At 59.6% G+C, this 16021-nt stretch carries 14 protein-coding genes; 3 read left to right on the top strand and 11 right to left on the bottom strand.

Annotated features, from left to right (window positions below):
- Nucleotides 1-6 precede the first annotated feature (6 nt).
- From dapA to ACIP21_RS03870, 6 genes are all read right to left on the bottom strand, one after another.
- Nucleotides 7-882, bottom strand: coding sequence for a 4-hydroxy-tetrahydrodipicolinate synthase (dapA, locus tag ACIP21_RS03845; RefSeq protein WP_400684126.1), 876 nt, complete (start codon nt 880-882; stop codon nt 7-9).
- Nucleotides 883-931: 49 nt separating this feature from the next.
- Entirely contained in the window at nt 932-1597 is a 666-nt protein-coding gene (locus ACIP21_RS03850; protein WP_400684128.1) for an amino acid ABC transporter permease, read from the bottom strand.
- Between the two features lie 10 nt (nt 1598-1607).
- On the bottom strand, nt 1608-2279 hold the full coding sequence (locus tag ACIP21_RS03855) for an amino acid ABC transporter permease (protein WP_400684131.1): 672 nt from the start codon (nt 2277-2279) through the stop codon (nt 1608-1610).
- 10 nt (nt 2280-2289) lie between these two features.
- Nucleotides 2290-3111: an amino acid ABC transporter ATP-binding protein gene (locus ACIP21_RS03860; RefSeq protein ID WP_400684133.1), complete on the bottom strand. Its 822-nt coding sequence runs from the start codon at nt 3109-3111 to the stop codon at nt 2290-2292.
- Nucleotides 3112-3167: 56 nt separating this feature from the next.
- Nucleotides 3168-4004, bottom strand: coding sequence for a substrate-binding periplasmic protein (locus ACIP21_RS03865; protein WP_400684136.1), 837 nt, complete (start codon nt 4002-4004; stop codon nt 3168-3170).
- A gap of 218 nt (nt 4005-4222) precedes the next feature.
- Complete coding sequence (locus ACIP21_RS03870) at nt 4223-5143, bottom strand: LysR family transcriptional regulator (protein ID WP_400684300.1); 921 nt, start codon at nt 5141-5143, stop codon at nt 4223-4225.
- A 141-nt stretch (nt 5144-5284) separates the two neighbouring features.
- On the opposite strand from ACIP21_RS03870, the gene ACIP21_RS03875 reads away from it, so the two are divergent.
- From ACIP21_RS03875 to ACIP21_RS03885, 3 genes are all read left to right on the top strand, one after another.
- Nucleotides 5285-6781, top strand: a complete 1497-nt coding sequence (locus ACIP21_RS03875) for a CoA-acylating methylmalonate-semialdehyde dehydrogenase (RefSeq protein WP_400684138.1) — start codon at nt 5285-5287, stop codon at nt 6779-6781.
- Nucleotides 6782-6993: 212 nt separating this feature from the next.
- A complete protein-coding gene (locus ACIP21_RS03880; RefSeq protein WP_400684141.1) occupies nt 6994-8298 on the top strand; it encodes an aspartate aminotransferase family protein in 1305 nt (434 codons plus the stop codon).
- A 43-nt stretch (nt 8299-8341) separates the two neighbouring features.
- Nucleotides 8342-8806, top strand: a complete 465-nt coding sequence (locus ACIP21_RS03885) for a DUF4440 domain-containing protein (RefSeq protein WP_400684144.1) — start codon at nt 8342-8344, stop codon at nt 8804-8806.
- 356 nt (nt 8807-9162) lie between these two features.
- On the opposite strand, the gene ACIP21_RS03890 is transcribed toward ACIP21_RS03885, so the two are convergent.
- The 5 genes from ACIP21_RS03890 to ACIP21_RS03910 form a co-directional block, all read right to left on the bottom strand.
- Nucleotides 9163-11652, bottom strand: a complete 2490-nt coding sequence (locus tag ACIP21_RS03890) for a TonB-dependent siderophore receptor (protein WP_400684146.1) — start codon at nt 11650-11652, stop codon at nt 9163-9165.
- Nucleotides 11653-11746: 94 nt separating this feature from the next.
- Nucleotides 11747-12679, bottom strand: coding sequence for a FecR domain-containing protein (locus ACIP21_RS03895; RefSeq protein ID WP_400684149.1), 933 nt, complete (start codon nt 12677-12679; stop codon nt 11747-11749).
- Nucleotides 12676-13203, bottom strand: a complete 528-nt coding sequence (locus tag ACIP21_RS03900) for a sigma-70 family RNA polymerase sigma factor (RefSeq protein WP_400684152.1) — start codon at nt 13201-13203, stop codon at nt 12676-12678. The genes ACIP21_RS03895 and ACIP21_RS03900 overlap by 4 nt, the downstream gene beginning before the upstream one ends.
- A gap of 153 nt (nt 13204-13356) precedes the next feature.
- Nucleotides 13357-13728, bottom strand: coding sequence for a DUF6632 domain-containing protein (locus ACIP21_RS03905; RefSeq protein WP_400684154.1), 372 nt, complete (start codon nt 13726-13728; stop codon nt 13357-13359).
- Between the two features lie 877 nt (nt 13729-14605).
- On the bottom strand, nt 14606-15832 hold the full coding sequence (locus ACIP21_RS03910) for an OprD family porin (protein ID WP_400684157.1): 1227 nt from the start codon (nt 15830-15832) through the stop codon (nt 14606-14608).
- Nucleotides 15833-16021: the final 189 nt, after the last annotated feature.

The following is a 16021-nucleotide window of genomic DNA, read 5'->3' on the forward strand; positions in this document are numbered from 1 at the left end:
GTAGCATTACTGCTGGGTTGCTTCGAACGCCTTGCGGAACTCGGCTTTTTCTTCATCGGTCAGTGGCAGCAGCGGGGCGCGGGCATTGCCGACCTTGAAGCCGGCCAGCTCTGCGCCGTACTTGACCTTCTGCACGAACTTGCCGCTTTCCAGGTTGGCCATGGCCGGGAACAGGCTGCGCATGATCTGCTGGGCGCCACGGATGTCGCCGCTGGTGAACGCCTTGTGGAAGGCCACGACCTTCTCCGGGAAGATGTTGGCCGGGCCGCAGATCCAGCTGTCGGCGCCCCACAGGTAGAAGTCCAGGGCCTGGTCGTCGGAACCGCAGGACAGCTGGATGCCTTTGTATTTTTCACCGATTTCGATGGCGCGCAACAGGTTGCCGCTGCTTTCCTTGATGCCGATCACGCGTGGGTGCTCATGCAGTGCAGCGATAACGTCCAGGCCAACTTCGACGTTGGTGCGCACGGGGTAGTTGTAGAGCACCACGTTGATTTCAGGGAAGGTCTCGAGGATGGTGTTGTAGTGCGCCAGCAACTCTTCCTGGGACGGCAGGGCGTAGTAGGGCGGGGCGATCAGCAGGTTGGTGTAGCCGGCATCGACGGTCTGCTTGATCTGCTCCAGCACTTCGCGGGTGCAAGAGCCGTTGGCGCCGGCGATCAGGGTGCCTCGGTCACCGACCACTTCTTTGACGGTGGCCAGGATCTGGCGGCGCTCTTCGTTGGTCAGTGCGTAGTATTCGCCCGTGGAGCCCAGCGGAACGAAACCACTGACGCCAACGTTGAGCTGATGCTCGAGGATCGAGGCCAGGGTGTCGTGGTCGACTTTGCCAGCGGCGTCGAATGGGGTAACCAAGGCAGGCAGGATGCCGTTCAGTTTCATGATGACTCTCCGAGTGGTTATTTCAGTAATCAAGACCGGTCAGGTCGCTTCAATAGGCGTAGCGGCGCAGCAGGCGCCCTTCGACCACACCGACCAGGCGGGTCAGCGGGAAGGCCACGAGGAAATAGATCACCGCGACCGCCGAGAGAAACTCGACCGGGCGCGCGGTGCTGTTGGAAATGTTCTGTCCGACGAACATCAGGTCGGCGACGCCTACCGAGGAGATCAGCGCGCTCTCCTTGAACAGGCTGACCACGTTCGACAGCAGCGGTGGCACGGCGCGCAGCAAGGCCTGCGGGAAGATCACGTAAAGCACCTTGACCTTCGAGCTCAGGCCTAGCGCGGTGCAGGCGTCATGCTGCTCGCTGGCGATGGACTTGAGGGCGCCGCGGAAGGTCTCGCTGGTGATCGCGCCCATGAACAGCGTCAGCGCGATCAGCACCGACACATACGGCGGGATGTCCAGCCCGAATACCACCGGGAAGCAGAAGAACACCCAGAACAGCTGGATCAGCAGCGGCGTGCCGCGGAAAAACTCCACGTACAGGGTCAGTGGCAGGCGCAGCAGCGGTGTCTTCACTTGGCGCAGCATGCTGACCACGAAGCCCAGCAGGCTGCCCAGCAGGGCACAGGCGCCGGTGAACGCCAAGGTCAGCAGCAGGCCTTTGAGCAGCACTGGCCAGTACGCCAGAACAACCGAGAAATCGAGTGGCATGGCTATCTCCTCAGCGCTGGCCGGCCAGTTCCTGACGCCGCTCGAACCACTGCACCAGTTGCGCAATTGGCAGCGACAGGGCGAAGTAGACAAGGGCGATCAGGGTGTAGGTTTCCAGTGGGCGATAGGCTTCGGTGGCGAGGCTTTTGCCCACGTACATCAGGTCGGCGACGGCCACGATGGCCACCAGCGCGCTTTGTTGCAGGGTGCCGATGCCATTGGTGATCAGCACGGGCAGGGCGCTGCGCAGGGACTGCGGCAGGATCACGTAGAGCGTCCTTTGCCAACTTTTCAGGCCTAGCGCGATCGAGGCATCCAGGTGTTCGCGCGGCACCGCCTGGACACCGGCCCGGTAGGCCTCGGCGTTGAATGCCGTAAGGTTCAGGCCCAGCGCCAGGAAGCCCATGGCGATCGGGTCGATGAACACGTCGAACAGCATCGGCACGCAATAGAAGAACCAGACGATCTGCAGCAGCGCCGGGGTGCAGCGGAAGAACTCGATGAACAGCTGGGCCGGCCAGCGCACGAAGAACCAGCGGCTCAGGGTCATCAGGCACAGCAGGAAGCCGCAGGTCAGGCCGATCAGGTTGGAGACCAGGGCCAGTTCCAGCGTTACCTTGAGTCCGTCCAGCAGTGCCGGCAGGCTGCCGTTCAGAAAATGGAAGTCGAATTGGTAGTTCATGGCAGTGCCCTCACTCGAAATGCACGACCTTTTCCAGGAACTCGCGGGTGCGAGCCTCCTTGGGCTGGGTGAAGATCTGCTCGGGATGGCCCTGCTCGACCACTTTGCCGTTGGCGCAGAACACCACGCGCGTGGCGATGTGGCGGGCGAAGTGCATGTCGTGGGTGACAATGATCATCGCCATCTTCTGCTCGGCCAGCTGCATCATCACGTTCTGCACTTCGATGACCATTTCCGGGTCCAGCGCCGACGTGACTTCATCGAACAGCATCAGGCGCGGCTCGAGCATCAATGCCCGGGCGATTGCCACGCGCTGCTTCTGGCCGCCGGACAACTGGCTCGGATAGGCGTGCAGCTTGCTTTCCAGGCCCAGGCGGGCGAGGTAGGCGCGGGCTTTTTCGGTGGCCTCGGCCTTGCCCAGGCCATGCACCTTCACCGGGGCCAGGATCAGGTTGCCGAGCACGGAAAGGTGCGGGAACAGGGTGTAGTGCTGGAACACCATGCCAATCTGTTTGTGCAGGGTTTCGTCGAGGGGTTTGCCGTGTTTGCGGCTGCCGTCGATGTACGGCTTGCCCTGGAACTGAATGCTGCCGCCCTGGATGCCCTCCAGGCCCATCAGCACACGCAGCAGTGAGCTTTTGCCGCTGCCGGACGGCCCGATGATCACCAGGCGGTCATCGGCACGCATGTCCAGGTTCATGCCATCCATGACCACCAGCTCTTCGGAATAGGCTTTGCGCACGCCTTTAAGCTGGATGAAAGAGCCGCCCTGAGGGAAATTCGAGTTGAGCGAAGCCTGTGGCTGCGAGGCCACCAAATGAGGACTGGTCATCAGTGTCGTCTCCGCGAGGGCGCCCGTGGTCAGGGCCCTCGGCATGTCGGCAAGAGTTACTGGGCTTTCTGGCCCGCAAGGATTTCGGCAGAGGCTTTGTCCACCAGCTTGTCGATCTCACCCGCCTCGCGGCGTTGGGTCAGGTAGGCATCGAGTCGAGCGATGTCCTCGGGGGGCGTCTGCAGGGCAAGGGCGAAGGAAACACCCTGCTTGGCCAGTGCCGGCTGCGGAAGCACTTCATGGGTCCAGTCGTTGGCCATGGCGAACAGATGGTTGGTGTCGTTGGCGTCGGCAAGAATGTCTGCGCGCTTGGACATCAGTGCCATACGGGTTTCATCGGAGCCTGGCAGGCGCATCAGTGTCGCGTTCTTGATTGCCGCGGAGACTGCCTTGTCCGCGGCGGTGCCGGAGATCACGGCAATCGTCACGCCCGGCTTGTCGTAGTCGGCCAGATTGTTACCGAGGCCTGCGAACTTTGGGTTCTTCTTGTTGACCAGCAACGAGATCTGGTAGTCCGTGGCCGGCACCGAGAACGCCACGGCCTTGGCGCGCTCGGGCGTCTTGTTCAGCGCCATGGCCATGTCCCATTTACCGCTCTGCACACCGGCCACCTGGTTATCCCAGCTGGTGTCGACGAACTGCGCTTTCACCTTCAGCACGTTCTCGGCGAAGTCGCGGCAGAGGTCGACGAAGTAGCCGCTGTACCGACCGGACGACGGATCGCGCATCACATAGGGGGCGGCTACCGCTGCGCCGCAGCGAAGTACCCCAGCCTTCTGCACGCTCTGCCACGTTTGTTCCTCGGCGTGCGCGGCGGGCTGGATCAGGAGCGTCACCGCTGTGGTTATGCAGGCGAGGCTGCCACCGACTTTGCTGGAAAAGGACCGTGCCATGTTGAATCTCTCCGGTGATTTGTTCTTGTAGGCAGAAGAGTAAGCGGACGAATCGTTGTTTTATTCTGAGTGCCGCGCTGTGTGCAGCAGTGCATTCAGGCTATTGCGGTTATGCGGAGCGTGTCAACACGCTGCACATAATTTTTTGGAGCAAAAGCGCCCCCGCTCACGATGTTTTCGTGAGTGGGGGGCGTAGTCAGCGCGGAGAGGTTCGAGTGTCAGGCGGGGGTGTTGCCGAGGTGCAAGGTGTCCAGGAAGCGCTCGAGGATGAGGTTTTGTCTGCGCCCCTTGCGCGTGGCAATGGCGATCTTGGCATCGAAGTACAGCCGGTCGGGGTCGAGGGGCGCCATCAGCCCTTTCTCAACCCATGTGGCGGCGTAATGGTCTGGCAGAAAGCCGATATAGCTGCCCGTCAGGATCAGAAAAGCGATGCCTTCGCGGTCCGTCGCAGACGCTGCGAAGTTGAGTAACTGGTGCAGGCCGATGGCCTCGGCCGTCATGCGGTAGGTGGGAACGACGGCATCGGCCAGTGCCAGATCTTCGTCGCTGACGTGGGAAAGCTTGGCGAACAGCGGATGCTCATGGCTGCAATACAGGTTGGAACGTTCTTCGTAGAGCAGGCTGTAATCCAGGCCAGACAGGGGCGAAATCAATGGCACGGCGCCGGCGTGCAGGTGCCCGTCCAGCAGGCCGCGCTCGATTTCTCCAGGGGTGCTCATGCTCAGGTTGATCCGCACCCCGCTGCCTTCGGCGCGTACTGCCTTGAGCGCGTGGGTGATGCGCATCTTCGGTTGCGTCACCAGGTTGTTGACGATACCCAGGTTGAGGTCGCCGCGCAGATGCTGGTGCATCTGATTGACTTCGCTCCTGAAGCCTTCGATGGCAACCAGCACGGTTTCACTGGCGCGCAACACTTCGCGCCCCTGATCCGTCAGGGCGAAGCCGGCCCGGCCGCGTTGGCAGAGCCGCATTCCCAGGCGCTTTTCCAGGTCGCCCATGTGCAGGCTGATCGCCGAGCGGGTGATGCCCAAGGCGCTCTCGGCACCCGAGAAACTGCCGCATTCGGCCACGGTCTTGAAGACTCGCAAGAGCCTCAAATCAAAATCACTGATTTGCTGTAGCGGTATTTTTTTTGTCATGCGTGAGCAATCCGGTAACTGAGCGAAAGAAAATATAGATTTAACGTATGTAAGGTTCCGGCACAAGCTAGTAACCAGGCGGCGCAACCCGTCCACCCCTACAACGAACAGACCGCTTGGCAACAAGCGTGAGGAAACAAGATGGCCACTATCAAGCACCTGATCCACGGTGAACACGTTGCTGACGATGCGCGCACCACTGACGTTTTCAACCCGGCCACCGGTCAGGCGATCCGTAAGCTGGGTCTGGCCAGTCGCGTAACGGTGCAAAAGGCTATCGATTCTGCCCAGGCAGCGTTTCCTGCCTGGCGCAACACGCCGCCGGCCAAGCGCGCGCAAGTGATGTTCCGCTTCAAGCAATTGCTGGAGGCGAATGAGCAGCGTATCGCTCAATTGATCAGCGAAGAGCATGGCAAGACCATCGAAGACGCGGTGGGTGAACTCAAGCGTGGCATCGAGAACGTCGAATTCGCCTCCGCGGCCCCAGAAATTCTCAAGGGCGAGTACAGCCGCAACGTCGGCCCGAACATCGATGCATGGTCCGACCTTCAGCCCATCGGTGTAGTCGCTGGCATCACCCCGTTCAACTTCCCGGCCATGGTGCCGCTGTGGATGTACCCACTGGCCATCGCTTGCGGTAACTGCTTCATCCTCAAACCGTCCGAGCGCGACCCAAGCTCCACCCTGCTGATTGCCGAGCTGCTGCATGAAGCCGGTCTGCCCAAGGGCGTGCTGAACGTTGTGCACGGTGACAAGGAAGCAGTCGACGCGCTCATCGAAGCACCGCAAGTCAAAGCCCTGAGCTTCGTCGGCTCCACTCCGATCGCCGAGTACATCTATGCCGAAGGTACCAGGCGCGGCAAGCGTGTTCAGGCCCTGGGTGGTGCCAAGAACCATGCGGTGCTGATGCCGGACGCTGAGCTGGACAACGCGGTCAGCGCGCTGATGGGTGCGGCATACGGCTCGTGCGGCGAACGCTGCATGGCGATCTCTGTGGCTGTGTGTGTGGGCGACCAGGTAGCTGACGCGCTGATCGCCAAGCTGGAGCCTCAGATCAAGGCACTCAAAATTGGTGCCGGCACCACCTGCGGCCTGGACATGGGCCCGCTGGTCACCGCTGCTGCGCGCGATAAAGTCGTGGGTTACATCGATGATGGTGTGGCTGCTGGTGCCAAAGTCGTCGTAGACGGTCGAGGCTTCAGGGTGGCGGGTAACGAAGATGGCTATTTTGTCGGTGGTACCTTGTTCGACCGCGTGACTCCAGAGATGCGTATCTACAAGGAAGAAATCTTCGGCCCGGTGCTGTGCATCGTGCGGGTGAACAGCCTGGAAGACGCGATCAAACTGATCAACGATCACGAGTACGGCAACGGCACCTGCATCTTCACCCGTGACGGCGAGTCTGCACGCCTGTTCTGCGACGAGATCGAAGTGGGCATGGTTGGCGTCAACGTACCGCTGCCGGTACCGGTGAGCTACCACAGCTTCGGTGGCTGGAAGCGCTCGCTGTTCGGCGACCTGCACGCCTACGGTCCGGACGGTGTGCGTTTCTACACCCGCAAGAAGGCCATCACCCAGCGCTGGCCGAAGCGCACCAGCCACGAAGCTGCGCAATTCGCGTTCCCCAGCAACAGCTGACGCATGACGTGTTCGAGTGGCAGCGCCGTCGTCTGTTCTGACGGAGAAAGCCGATGGCGCTGTCGCTCAACCCCCGTAGCGCTTCTACGGGACCCCGGTAGAGGCCGGGATTGATTCTCACCCTTTGTCAAAAGCCTTGGCTGGAGACCTCGCCGCCACCACGCTGGCGGCTTTTCTTTGTCAGGCTGATCAATTAGAGGTCGCTGCGCATCATGGCAATCACCAACGAATACGTTAAAGGTCTGGACCGCGAATATGTATTCCACTCGTGGTCGACGCAAGGTTCACTCAACCCCCTGGTGATCGCAGGCGGGGAGGGGTGCACGGTATGGGACCACGACGGCAAGCGCTACCTGGACTTCTCCAGCCAGTTGGTCAACACCAACCTGGGTCATCAGCACCCTGCGGTCATCGCAGCCATCCAGGCGCAGGCCGCCACGCTGACCACCGTCGCTCCGGCCACTGCCAACCTGGCCCGCGGCGAGGCCGCCAAACGCATCATCGAGCAGGCACCTGCCGGCTTCAGGAAAGTCTTCTTCACCAACGGCGGCGCCGACGCCAACGAGAACGCCATGCGCATGGCGCGGCTGTTCACTGGGCGTGACAAAGTGCTGTCCGCCTACCGGTCGTATCATGGCAATACCGGCTCGGCGATCGTCGCTACCGGTGACCCTCGCCGGGTGCCGAATGAATATGCCCGTGGCCATGTCCACTTTTTCACCCCTTATCTGTATCGCAGCGAGTTCAGTGCACAGACCGAGGCCGAAGAGACCGCGCGTGCACTGCGTCACTTGCGCCGTGTGATCGAGGCGGAAGGTGCGAATTCGATTGCAGCCATTCTGCTGGAAAGCCTGCCCGGCACTGCGGGTATCTTGATGCCGTCCGCCGAGTACATGCAGGGTGTTCGAGCGCTGGCGACCGAGTTCGGCATCATGCTGATCCTCGACGAGGTGATGTCGGGCTTCGGCAGGACCGGCAAGTGGTTCGCCCTGGAGCACTATGCGGTAGTGCCTGACCTGATCACCTTCGCCAAGGGGGTCAACTCGGGCTATGTGCCTGTCGGCGGTGTGGTGATCTCGGAGCAGATCTCCAGCTACTTCGATACCCACTTCTTCCCAGGCGGCCTGACCTACTCCGGGCACCCGCTGGCCATGGCCTCGATCGTTGCGTCCATTGACGCCATGCGCGAGGAGCAAGTGGTCGAGAACGCCTTGCACATCGGCACCAACGTCCTGGGCCCGCGCCTGCGCGAGCTGCAACAGCGTCACCCCGCAATCGGCGAAGTCCGCGGTGCCGGCGTATTCTGGGCACTTGAACTGGTTAGCGACCAACACAGCCGTGCACCGCTGGCTGCCGACAGAATGCAGGCAATCAAGGCCAGATTGCTGGAGCAAGGTCTGCTGCCATTCGTGGTCGAGAACCGCATTCACGTGGTGCCGCCATGTATTGTCAGCGCTGAGGAGATCGAGGCTGGCGTTGCCATTCTCGATGAAGTGCTGGGGGCGATTCTGGGCTGAGGTTTCAGGCTGACAGGGCGTGGGGTGCGGTGTTCGCCTTGAAATGTTCAGCGCCTATCAGATCGAGCGCAGACGATGTCACGGTGAACGTCTCTGGCATAATCGGCGATCAACCCAGGAATGGAATGCCATGAATCCGTACATTCAAGAAGTCATCGACCTGCACGTACTGATCGAGGCGCTGTTCGCCAGAGGGGAGGGCCAGGTTGGGGCGATGATCGAGCGCTTCACAGCGGACTTCTCCATGGTCACGCCGACCGGTTTGCAGGTTGGTCTGCAGGATGTGGCAACCCTGTTCGCAACGCGTGCAGGTGGCCAGCCAGGGCTGACCATCGAACTCACCGAACTGGAAACCCTGGCACAGTGGCCGGAGGGGGCGGTGATCCGCTACCGGGAGACACATCGGCTGCCCGGCCAGGAGGCCAGGACACGGATCTCGACCGCACTGTTCAGCCTCCAGGGCGGTTGTGTGCTGTGGCGCCATCTGCATGAAACCTGGGCGGCGTGATTTACTCGCTAGCGGCTGCTGTCGCCCCATAGCAGACATTGGGTTGGTAGCCGTCACTACCTATCACCAGCAAGCGAAATGCTGACTCTGTGGGAGCGGGCTTGCCCGCGAACACCGGCACAGCCGGTGCCACCCACCGCGGTGCCTGCTTCGCGGGCAAGCCCGCTCCCACAAGATTGCTATTGGGCTCAACGGCAGCTTTGGGTCGAGAGCTGCCGGTCGCGAGTGACCGCTTTCGACCCATAGCGACCAGTCGCGCAGGACGGTTCCAGCGTCACACCACAAGGGTGATCACATCAAACTATCAGTTGCAACCCGATTGAAATTCTTTGTGGAAAGCAGGCTCAGTTCGCCTTTCAATATTCCCAACGCAACGTGGCGGTCACGCTGCGCGGCTCCCCATAAAGGTCACTGTAAACACTGGTACTGGCGTAATACTTCCTGTCGAACAGATTGTTGACATTGACGGTACCGGTGAAGTGGTCGTCGAAGCGGTAGCGTGCCAGCAGATCAACCAAGGCATAGCTACCTTGACTGGCCTCCAGGGTTGTATCTGGAATTACTTCGGTGTTGCCATAACTGGTTGCGCTTTCCCAGCGAATACCGCCGCCCAGGGTCAAGCGATTGAGGTCACCGGTCAGGTCATAGGTGGTGAACAGTTTGAAGGAGTTTTTTGGAAAGCCGACGTTGACGTCGACACCGTCAGGGTAATACGTGTTGACGTGGCTGTAAGACGCCTGCATCTGCCACCCTGAGAGTATTTCCCCCGCCACTTCCAACTCGAGCCCTTTGATTTTCACATCCGCTGGCTGCACCAGGGTGGCGAACGAGTTGGGGTCGGTCAGGCCCGAGTCAACAGGATAATTACTGATCTTGGATTCGAACAGAGCGGCAGTCAGATTGAGCCTGCCGTCGTAATACTCACCTTTCGCACCCACTTCATAGCTGTCGCCTTCAGTAGGATTCATGAAGGTACCTTGGACAGTCTTGCTAGATTGTGGCTTGAAGATGCTGGTGTAGCTGGCGTAGATCGAGTGATGCTCGTTCAGGTCATAGACGATGCCGGCGTAGGGCGTAAGCTCACCGTTCTCTCGTTTCTTGCCATCACCCGGCGCATAGTCGATGGGGTCACCGTAGTAGGTTACCGACTGATCCAGCTTGAAGTAGCTCAGGCGCGTGCCGAGGATTACCGACAAATCATCGGTGGGTTTCAGGCGGACAGTACTGTAGGCGGCGTATTGGCGCTGGCTGTATTTGACATCGCCCTGGCGGTCGAGCGGCGGTTTGTCGATATCGCCACGCCATTCGAAAACATTAGGGATCGCCGGATCCCAGCCACTCCCGCTGCGGTCATACCACAGCGGATAGGCTCCGGTGTTACTGCGGTAGCGCATGGCACTGACCCCGACTACCAATTCGTGCTCGCGCCCCAATAGGTTGAAGGGGCCGGTTATATAGGCGTCCAGCGAGTTCTGTTCGGGCTTGCTCGGCCACTTTGCCATGAACAGTCCGGTACCGGCGCCAGTCTGTTGGTTGGGGTAGCCGAAACTGCTGAACCAGCCGTACTCGATATCATTGTCGTCACGGACATTGGTGACCGCGACCTTGGCCAGCCAGTTGTTGTCGAAGCGGTGCTCGTAGGTGCCGAATATCGAGGTGCGCTGGCGGTCGGCATGGCTCCAGTCCGCTGCGGAGTTGAACGAACGCTTGAAGTCGGTGCGTTGACCATTGCTGTAGAACGCTGGGAAGCCGAAGTATCCGCACGCGTCACAATTGCGCACCTGATAGTCGATACCGAAGCTCACGGTATCGCGCTCGCTCAGGTCCGCCTCGATGATGCCGTATGCCACCTGGCGCTCGGTGCTCAGGCGGTCGGTGAAGGAATTGGCGGTCTGGTAGGCACCGACCAGGCGCCCACGCACGGTACCGTTTTCCACCAGCGGGCCAGAAACGTCGACCTCGGTGCGGTAATTGTCCCAAGAGCCGACACTGCCCTGGACCGAGGCGGCGAACTCGCGTGTTGGCCGCTTGCGCACCATGTTGATGGTGGCTGAAGGTTGGCCAGTACCGCTGAGCAGGCCGGTGGAGCCGCGCACGATCTCGACCCGATCGTAGACCGCCATGTCGTTCGACTGGCTGCTCATGGAGGGCTCGAATACCGTGGGAATGCCGTCGACCTGGAACGTTTCGACCTTCATGCCACGCGAGAAGATACCGACTTCATCGTCCGATGCATTGCTCTTTTTCTTGTAGAGCACGCCAGGCGCCTGGGTCAGCACATCCTCCAGGCTCACCAGGTCCTGATCACGAATCCGTTGACTGGTCACCACACTAACCGACTGTGGTGTTTCGCGGATCGATAGGGGCAGCTTGGTTGCGGTCCGGGTAGCCCCAGTGGTGTAGGAGCCGGTGCCTTCCGTGGTGTCACCCAGGCCGTTGGCATTGACGTTGGTGGCGCCCAGTTGCAACGCGTCACTGTCTGCCGTTTTTTCCGTCAACAGGTAGTTGTCTCCAGTCCTGAGCGCCTCCAGCCTGGTGCCTTGGAGCAGCACTGCGAAACCCTGGTCCACGCTGTAGCGGCCTTGCAGGCCGGCGGTATGATGACCATCGGTCAATGCGGTTCCGAACGACAGGACGACCCCTGCATCGCGTGCAAACTGGTTCAATGCCGCGCCGAGCGGGCCTGGCGCAATCCGGTAAGCCTGAAGCGCTTGTTCTGCCCAGGCCTGGCTGGTCTTGTCGGTGAGCGGCTGGATGAAGCCGGCCTGGATTACGACTGCTGCACCCAATAAAAGCCTGGGCAATGTGCGTGGTGAGGTATTGGCGAGTGGGGTGAGGCGTGGCATGTCTGCTCCTTCAAGTGCCCTTGGCAGGCTGTTTGAAGGAGAAGCACGGACGAGTTTTGAAAATCGACAATGGCGGCGCAACTTTTTTCAGGCTTTACGAAAAGCGAACCCAGTAGCGGGTGCGGGTTTCCATTCTCAGCTTCAGCGCCTGGCCGATGACAAGGAGCGTGCGCTCGATATCGTCCAAAGGGAATACACCGGAAACGCGCACGCCGGCCACCGCATCGCTGCATCGTATGAAACCTGTCCGATAGCGCTCCAGTTCACGCAAAGTCCGGTCAAGTCGCCAGCCATCCACAACCAGAAGGCCATGGCTCCATTCGCTTTCACTTAGATCAGCGGGCTGTGGTGAAAGCAGTTGCGTGTTATCAAAGTCCAGGCGCATGCCAGCCTGGACGGTGGTTGCCTGGCTGAAGTTCTCATTACGCACAGCCACCGCATGCTCCAGCACTGTTAGCCGAGTGCGGTCGTTGAAAAGACGGACATTGAAACGGGTACCCAAGGCTTGCATGTCACCGTGCGAACTGCGCACATGCAGAGGCCGGGAATCGGCTGCGGTTTCTACGAGGATTTCACCCGCGTACAACACAATGAGCCGACGTTCTGCGTCGTAGCGAATGTCTGCGGCGGAGGCCGTATTGAGATGAAGTCGAGTATCGTCGGCAAGGGTGAGACTGCGACGCTCACCCACGCGGGTGCGCAGGTCTGCAAACCACTCCGGCGACTGCATATAACCACCGCCAATAACGGTTGCCGTTCCCAAGCCAAGCATCAACCCTTTCAGCAGCGCACGCCGCCCCATACTCCTGGCGTCTTCGCTCAGCGTTTGCCGAGCCAGCGCTGCGGGTACGCTTTGCAAGCGGCAATGTAAACGCTCTACCCGCGACCACGCCCACTGATGCAGAGGGTCAAGCCTGAGCCAGTCTTCCTGCTGACGACGTATGAATGGGCACTCTGGCGATTCACCTAATCTGGCATGCCATTGTGCGGCGGCGCGCAAGGCCAAGTGCCGGTCGGACAAACTCATGCCTCTGAGTCCAGCTCGAAAAAGAGACAGCGCTCAGTCGCCTTGGCAATGTATTTGGTGACAGAGCTAACCGAAACATTCAAGCGTTCAGCGACCTCTCTGTAGCTGAGGCCGTCCAACTGAACGAAGAAGAACGCTTGCCGTACCTTGATGCCCAGGCCATCGAGCATTGCGTCCAGTTGCATCAGTGTTTCCAGGACAATCAGACGGTGCTCGGGCGAACACGCCTGAGATGTCGGCTCGTTGGCCAGGTACTCCAGATACGTTTGCTCCAACTGGCGGCGACGGAGTTGATCGATCATCAACCGCTTGGCCACGGTCGCAAGATAACTCCGGGGCTCCTGAGGAATGCAGGTCAGCGCACCGCTTATCAAACGTACGAAGGTGTCGTGAGTGAGGTCTGCTGCACGCTCGTTATCACCCAGACGCCTGCGTATCCATCCCATCAGCCACTGACTGTGATCACGGTAAAGGCTGTGAATGCCGTCGCCAATCGACGCAGGCGGTTGCGGCCCGTTCGACATCCTTGACTCCTCGCGATCACTAATGCAGATAAGAATTGATCGCGATTGTAAACAGCCTATGAAATTTTGGAAACAACAAACGATTTCTTGAGGGTCCGCTATGGGTTGAAAGCGGGCGAGGAAGGCTGGCGGCAGATGTTGCCCAGGCCCGGTCTATTTGGAGCGTGGCGTCAAGATGGCCAACGCAGCCGCCACGATGAAGAGCGCTGGCACATCACCTGCCAAGTGCCCCATTTGCCCCGGCTGGGTGGCTGCCTGGATGGCCATTACGCCTCCGTGTACGACACTGGACCATACGGTGAACCAGATCAGGCTCAGATTGGCCAATGGATCACGCGAAGCTAGGATCAAGAACACACCAAGTGTGCCGTAGATGCCAACGATCATCAGCGGGTAGTCCGAGTGCCCCACGTGCCAGGCCCAACCTGAGGGCCAGAACAACATGAGTGGGTAAAGCGCAAGGCATGCGATGCCAGCCAAAACCAAGACGACGCGCAAGTATCTAAGACGATCGATGACGGTCATGGTGGATTCCTGTACGGCAATGCCTGCTTTGCTCAAGCGGTTCCGGTAGTAAACCAAGCGTAGCTATTCAGTGGCTGTCGATCCGTCTACCGACTGCATCTGTCCGAGCCAGCACGGCGCACAGACAGCATATGAGACCTTGATCAGGGCGATACTCAGCGTGAATGGCAAAGAGAGTCTAGACTAGCCGCCGCCTCTACCTCATGGACGATGATATGGCATTCGAAGCGCTGCCCGTATTACTGGGCTATCTGTGGCGTATCATTCCGATAATAGGACTGTTTGGCGTCTGGCTTTGCAGTACTCCTCGTACCCAAATCACTGTGCGCATGCTCATCCTGATCTTCGCGTTCGTTTGCATGCGGGACATGATGACCCCTTGCGAATTGCGGGTCGTTGGCGGGGAGCCGCCCCTGCGCTTTCACGCGAATCCCTGGGTATTGGCGTTCCTTGGAATAAGCTCAGCAGCAATGATTGCCATGCTCGCGCATTTTCTGCCTATATGTTGGCAACTGGTGATTGGATTCAAGGGTAACCGCACGACGGGAATAACCATGGGCATAGGCGCAGGGCTGCTCATCGGTCTGCCAATAAGATCCTACCTGGCAGTGGGAGGCGGTCGAGGTATGACCGTCGCCATCCGACCCGAAGCTGCCGTTGAGCCCGACCACCATCCATTGTGGGAGCGGGTTTACCCGCGAACACCGGCACAGCCGGTGCCATCCACCGCGGCGCCTGCTTCGCGGCGGTTCGACGTCTCGATAAACCCGCTCCCACAGGGTGCGCGTAGCGCTCACGATATCGTTTCTTTTTCAACGGCTGCTATGGGTCGATAGCAGTCAGTAGCTGACGGCGGCCAGCGGCCCAGGGTGCACCCTCACCATAACAAAACTTCATAAGTCAGATAGACCCGAACATTGTCGCGATCACTGGCGTAGCTGCTTCGTGATGTAGCATGCCGCAGCTCGGCGCCCACCCCCTTGAAAACGCCATCCTGAATCACATACCTCAGCTGGCTATCAGTCTCATGCTCCCTGGCATCCATCCCACGATAATCACCACCACTGCCCTTATAGTACCGTGTCATGAAGGCCAGGCCAGGCACACCGACGCTGGCGAAATCGAAGTCGTAGCGCAGCATCCACGTGCGCTCACCGGGCTGGATGAATTTCCCGATGCTGGCGTTACTGAAGGAGTACACCGTACTCACGCTCACGTATGGCAGAGCGGTGCTGCCATTGACTTTCTGATACCCGAAACCGAGTGAATGCCCTGCTTGGCGATAGGTGAACAGCCCGCTGAACATGTCGGCATCCACTGCGCCATTGCTGGCACTTCCTGCATCATCGCTGACGAAGTACCTGAGATCACTCGTCGAGGTTCCTTTCCCGACAGGGGCCGTGTAAACCAAACCGTAGAATTGCTGCCGGTAGAAGTCGCGGAGCTCACCGTAGTAGGTGCTCATGCTGAGCTGCTTGCTGAGGTCGTAGCGCAACCCGGCGAAGTCGAAGTCGGTGCCTTCGCTCCCCGTGTAGCCTTGCGGAAAGATATCGACGCTATCGGTAGAGTTCCGCGCCTTGAGCTTGTCCAGATGACCTGCGTGGGCGTATAGCCGATCAATGCCGGTGTACTCGACTTGGGTGCCTTTAAACGTCTGAGGCAAGAGGCGCCCATCGTTGTAAACAAGCACTGGGATCTTGGGCAACAATGTACCTGTGCTGAGCAACGTATCTTGCCAGCGAAGCTTGGCAGTGATCCCAAGGCTGGAGTATTCGCTGGCAGCCCGGCCATCATCATGAACAGGGAGAAGCCCCGTCCCTGCGTGAGCCCGGCTTGAATCCAAGCGTATTCCTGAAAGGCCCAATGCCTCCATCCCGAACCCGACCGTACCCTCGGTAAAACCCGATTGTGCTTTGAGAATGAAACCCTGGGCCCATTCCCTTCGGTCATTGCCGCCATCGCGATAGTTGTCGTTGAAGTAGTAATTGCGAAGTTGCAAACGGGCTTGGGAGTCTTTGAAGAATTCGGCAACTGCCAAATCGGGGACGAGGCTGGTCATTGCACCCGCGCAAGCGAGGGTGCTCGTGCTCAAAAGCATGCGCATTGGAAGTCTCTGCTAGGTGTTGTAATTGTGGGCAGATTGGCAATCGAACACTTGTAAGGCGCCAGTCACAACATCGGTAAAGACTGGACTCGACGTGTTCGTGCGGCGGACACTACCGTCCTGTGAATCAAGTCACAACGTTATGAGTGATGCGCATTACCCTATGCGCACGCTCCGGGTCACATCGTT

The sequence above is a fragment of the Pseudomonas sp. NPDC089401 genome, assembly GCF_044749485.1.
GTDB lineage: Bacteria > Pseudomonadota > Gammaproteobacteria > Pseudomonadales > Pseudomonadaceae > Aquipseudomonas.

Excerpts from the sequence above, each read along its gene's own strand:
- ACIP21_RS03870 (WP_400684300.1), bottom strand. The coding sequence starts at position 5,143 with ATGACAAAAAAAATACCGCTACAGCAAATCAGTGATTTTGATTTGAGG.
- ACIP21_RS03875 (WP_400684138.1), top strand. The coding sequence starts at position 5,285 with ATGGCCACTATCAAGCACCTGATCCACGGTGAACACGTTGCTGACGAT.
- dapA (WP_400684126.1), bottom strand. The coding sequence starts at position 882 with ATGAAACTGAACGGCATCCTGCCTGCCTTGGTTACCCCATTCGACGCC.
- ACIP21_RS03850 (WP_400684128.1), bottom strand. The coding sequence starts at position 1,597 with ATGCCACTCGATTTCTCGGTTGTTCTGGCGTACTGGCCAGTGCTGCTC.
- ACIP21_RS03855 (WP_400684131.1), bottom strand. The coding sequence starts at position 2,279 with ATGAACTACCAATTCGACTTCCATTTTCTGAACGGCAGCCTGCCGGCA.
- ACIP21_RS03860 (WP_400684133.1), bottom strand. The coding sequence starts at position 3,111 with ATGACCAGTCCTCATTTGGTGGCCTCGCAGCCACAGGCTTCGCTCAAC.
- ACIP21_RS03895 (WP_400684149.1), bottom strand. The coding sequence starts at position 12,679 with ATGAGTTTGTCCGACCGGCACTTGGCCTTGCGCGCCGCCGCACAATGG.
- ACIP21_RS03900 (WP_400684152.1), bottom strand. The coding sequence starts at position 13,203 with ATGTCGAACGGGCCGCAACCGCCTGCGTCGATTGGCGACGGCATTCAC.
- ACIP21_RS03905 (WP_400684154.1), bottom strand. The coding sequence starts at position 13,728 with ATGACCGTCATCGATCGTCTTAGATACTTGCGCGTCGTCTTGGTTTTG.
- ACIP21_RS03880 (WP_400684141.1), top strand. The coding sequence starts at position 6,994 with ATGGCAATCACCAACGAATACGTTAAAGGTCTGGACCGCGAATATGTA.
- ACIP21_RS03865 (WP_400684136.1), bottom strand. The coding sequence starts at position 4,004 with ATGGCACGGTCCTTTTCCAGCAAAGTCGGTGGCAGCCTCGCCTGCATA.
- ACIP21_RS03910 (WP_400684157.1), bottom strand. The coding sequence starts at position 15,832 with ATGCGCATGCTTTTGAGCACGAGCACCCTCGCTTGCGCGGGTGCAATG.
- ACIP21_RS03885 (WP_400684144.1), top strand. The coding sequence starts at position 8,342 with ATGTTCAGCGCCTATCAGATCGAGCGCAGACGATGTCACGGTGAACGT.
- ACIP21_RS03890 (WP_400684146.1), bottom strand. The coding sequence starts at position 11,652 with ATGCCACGCCTCACCCCACTCGCCAATACCTCACCACGCACATTGCCC.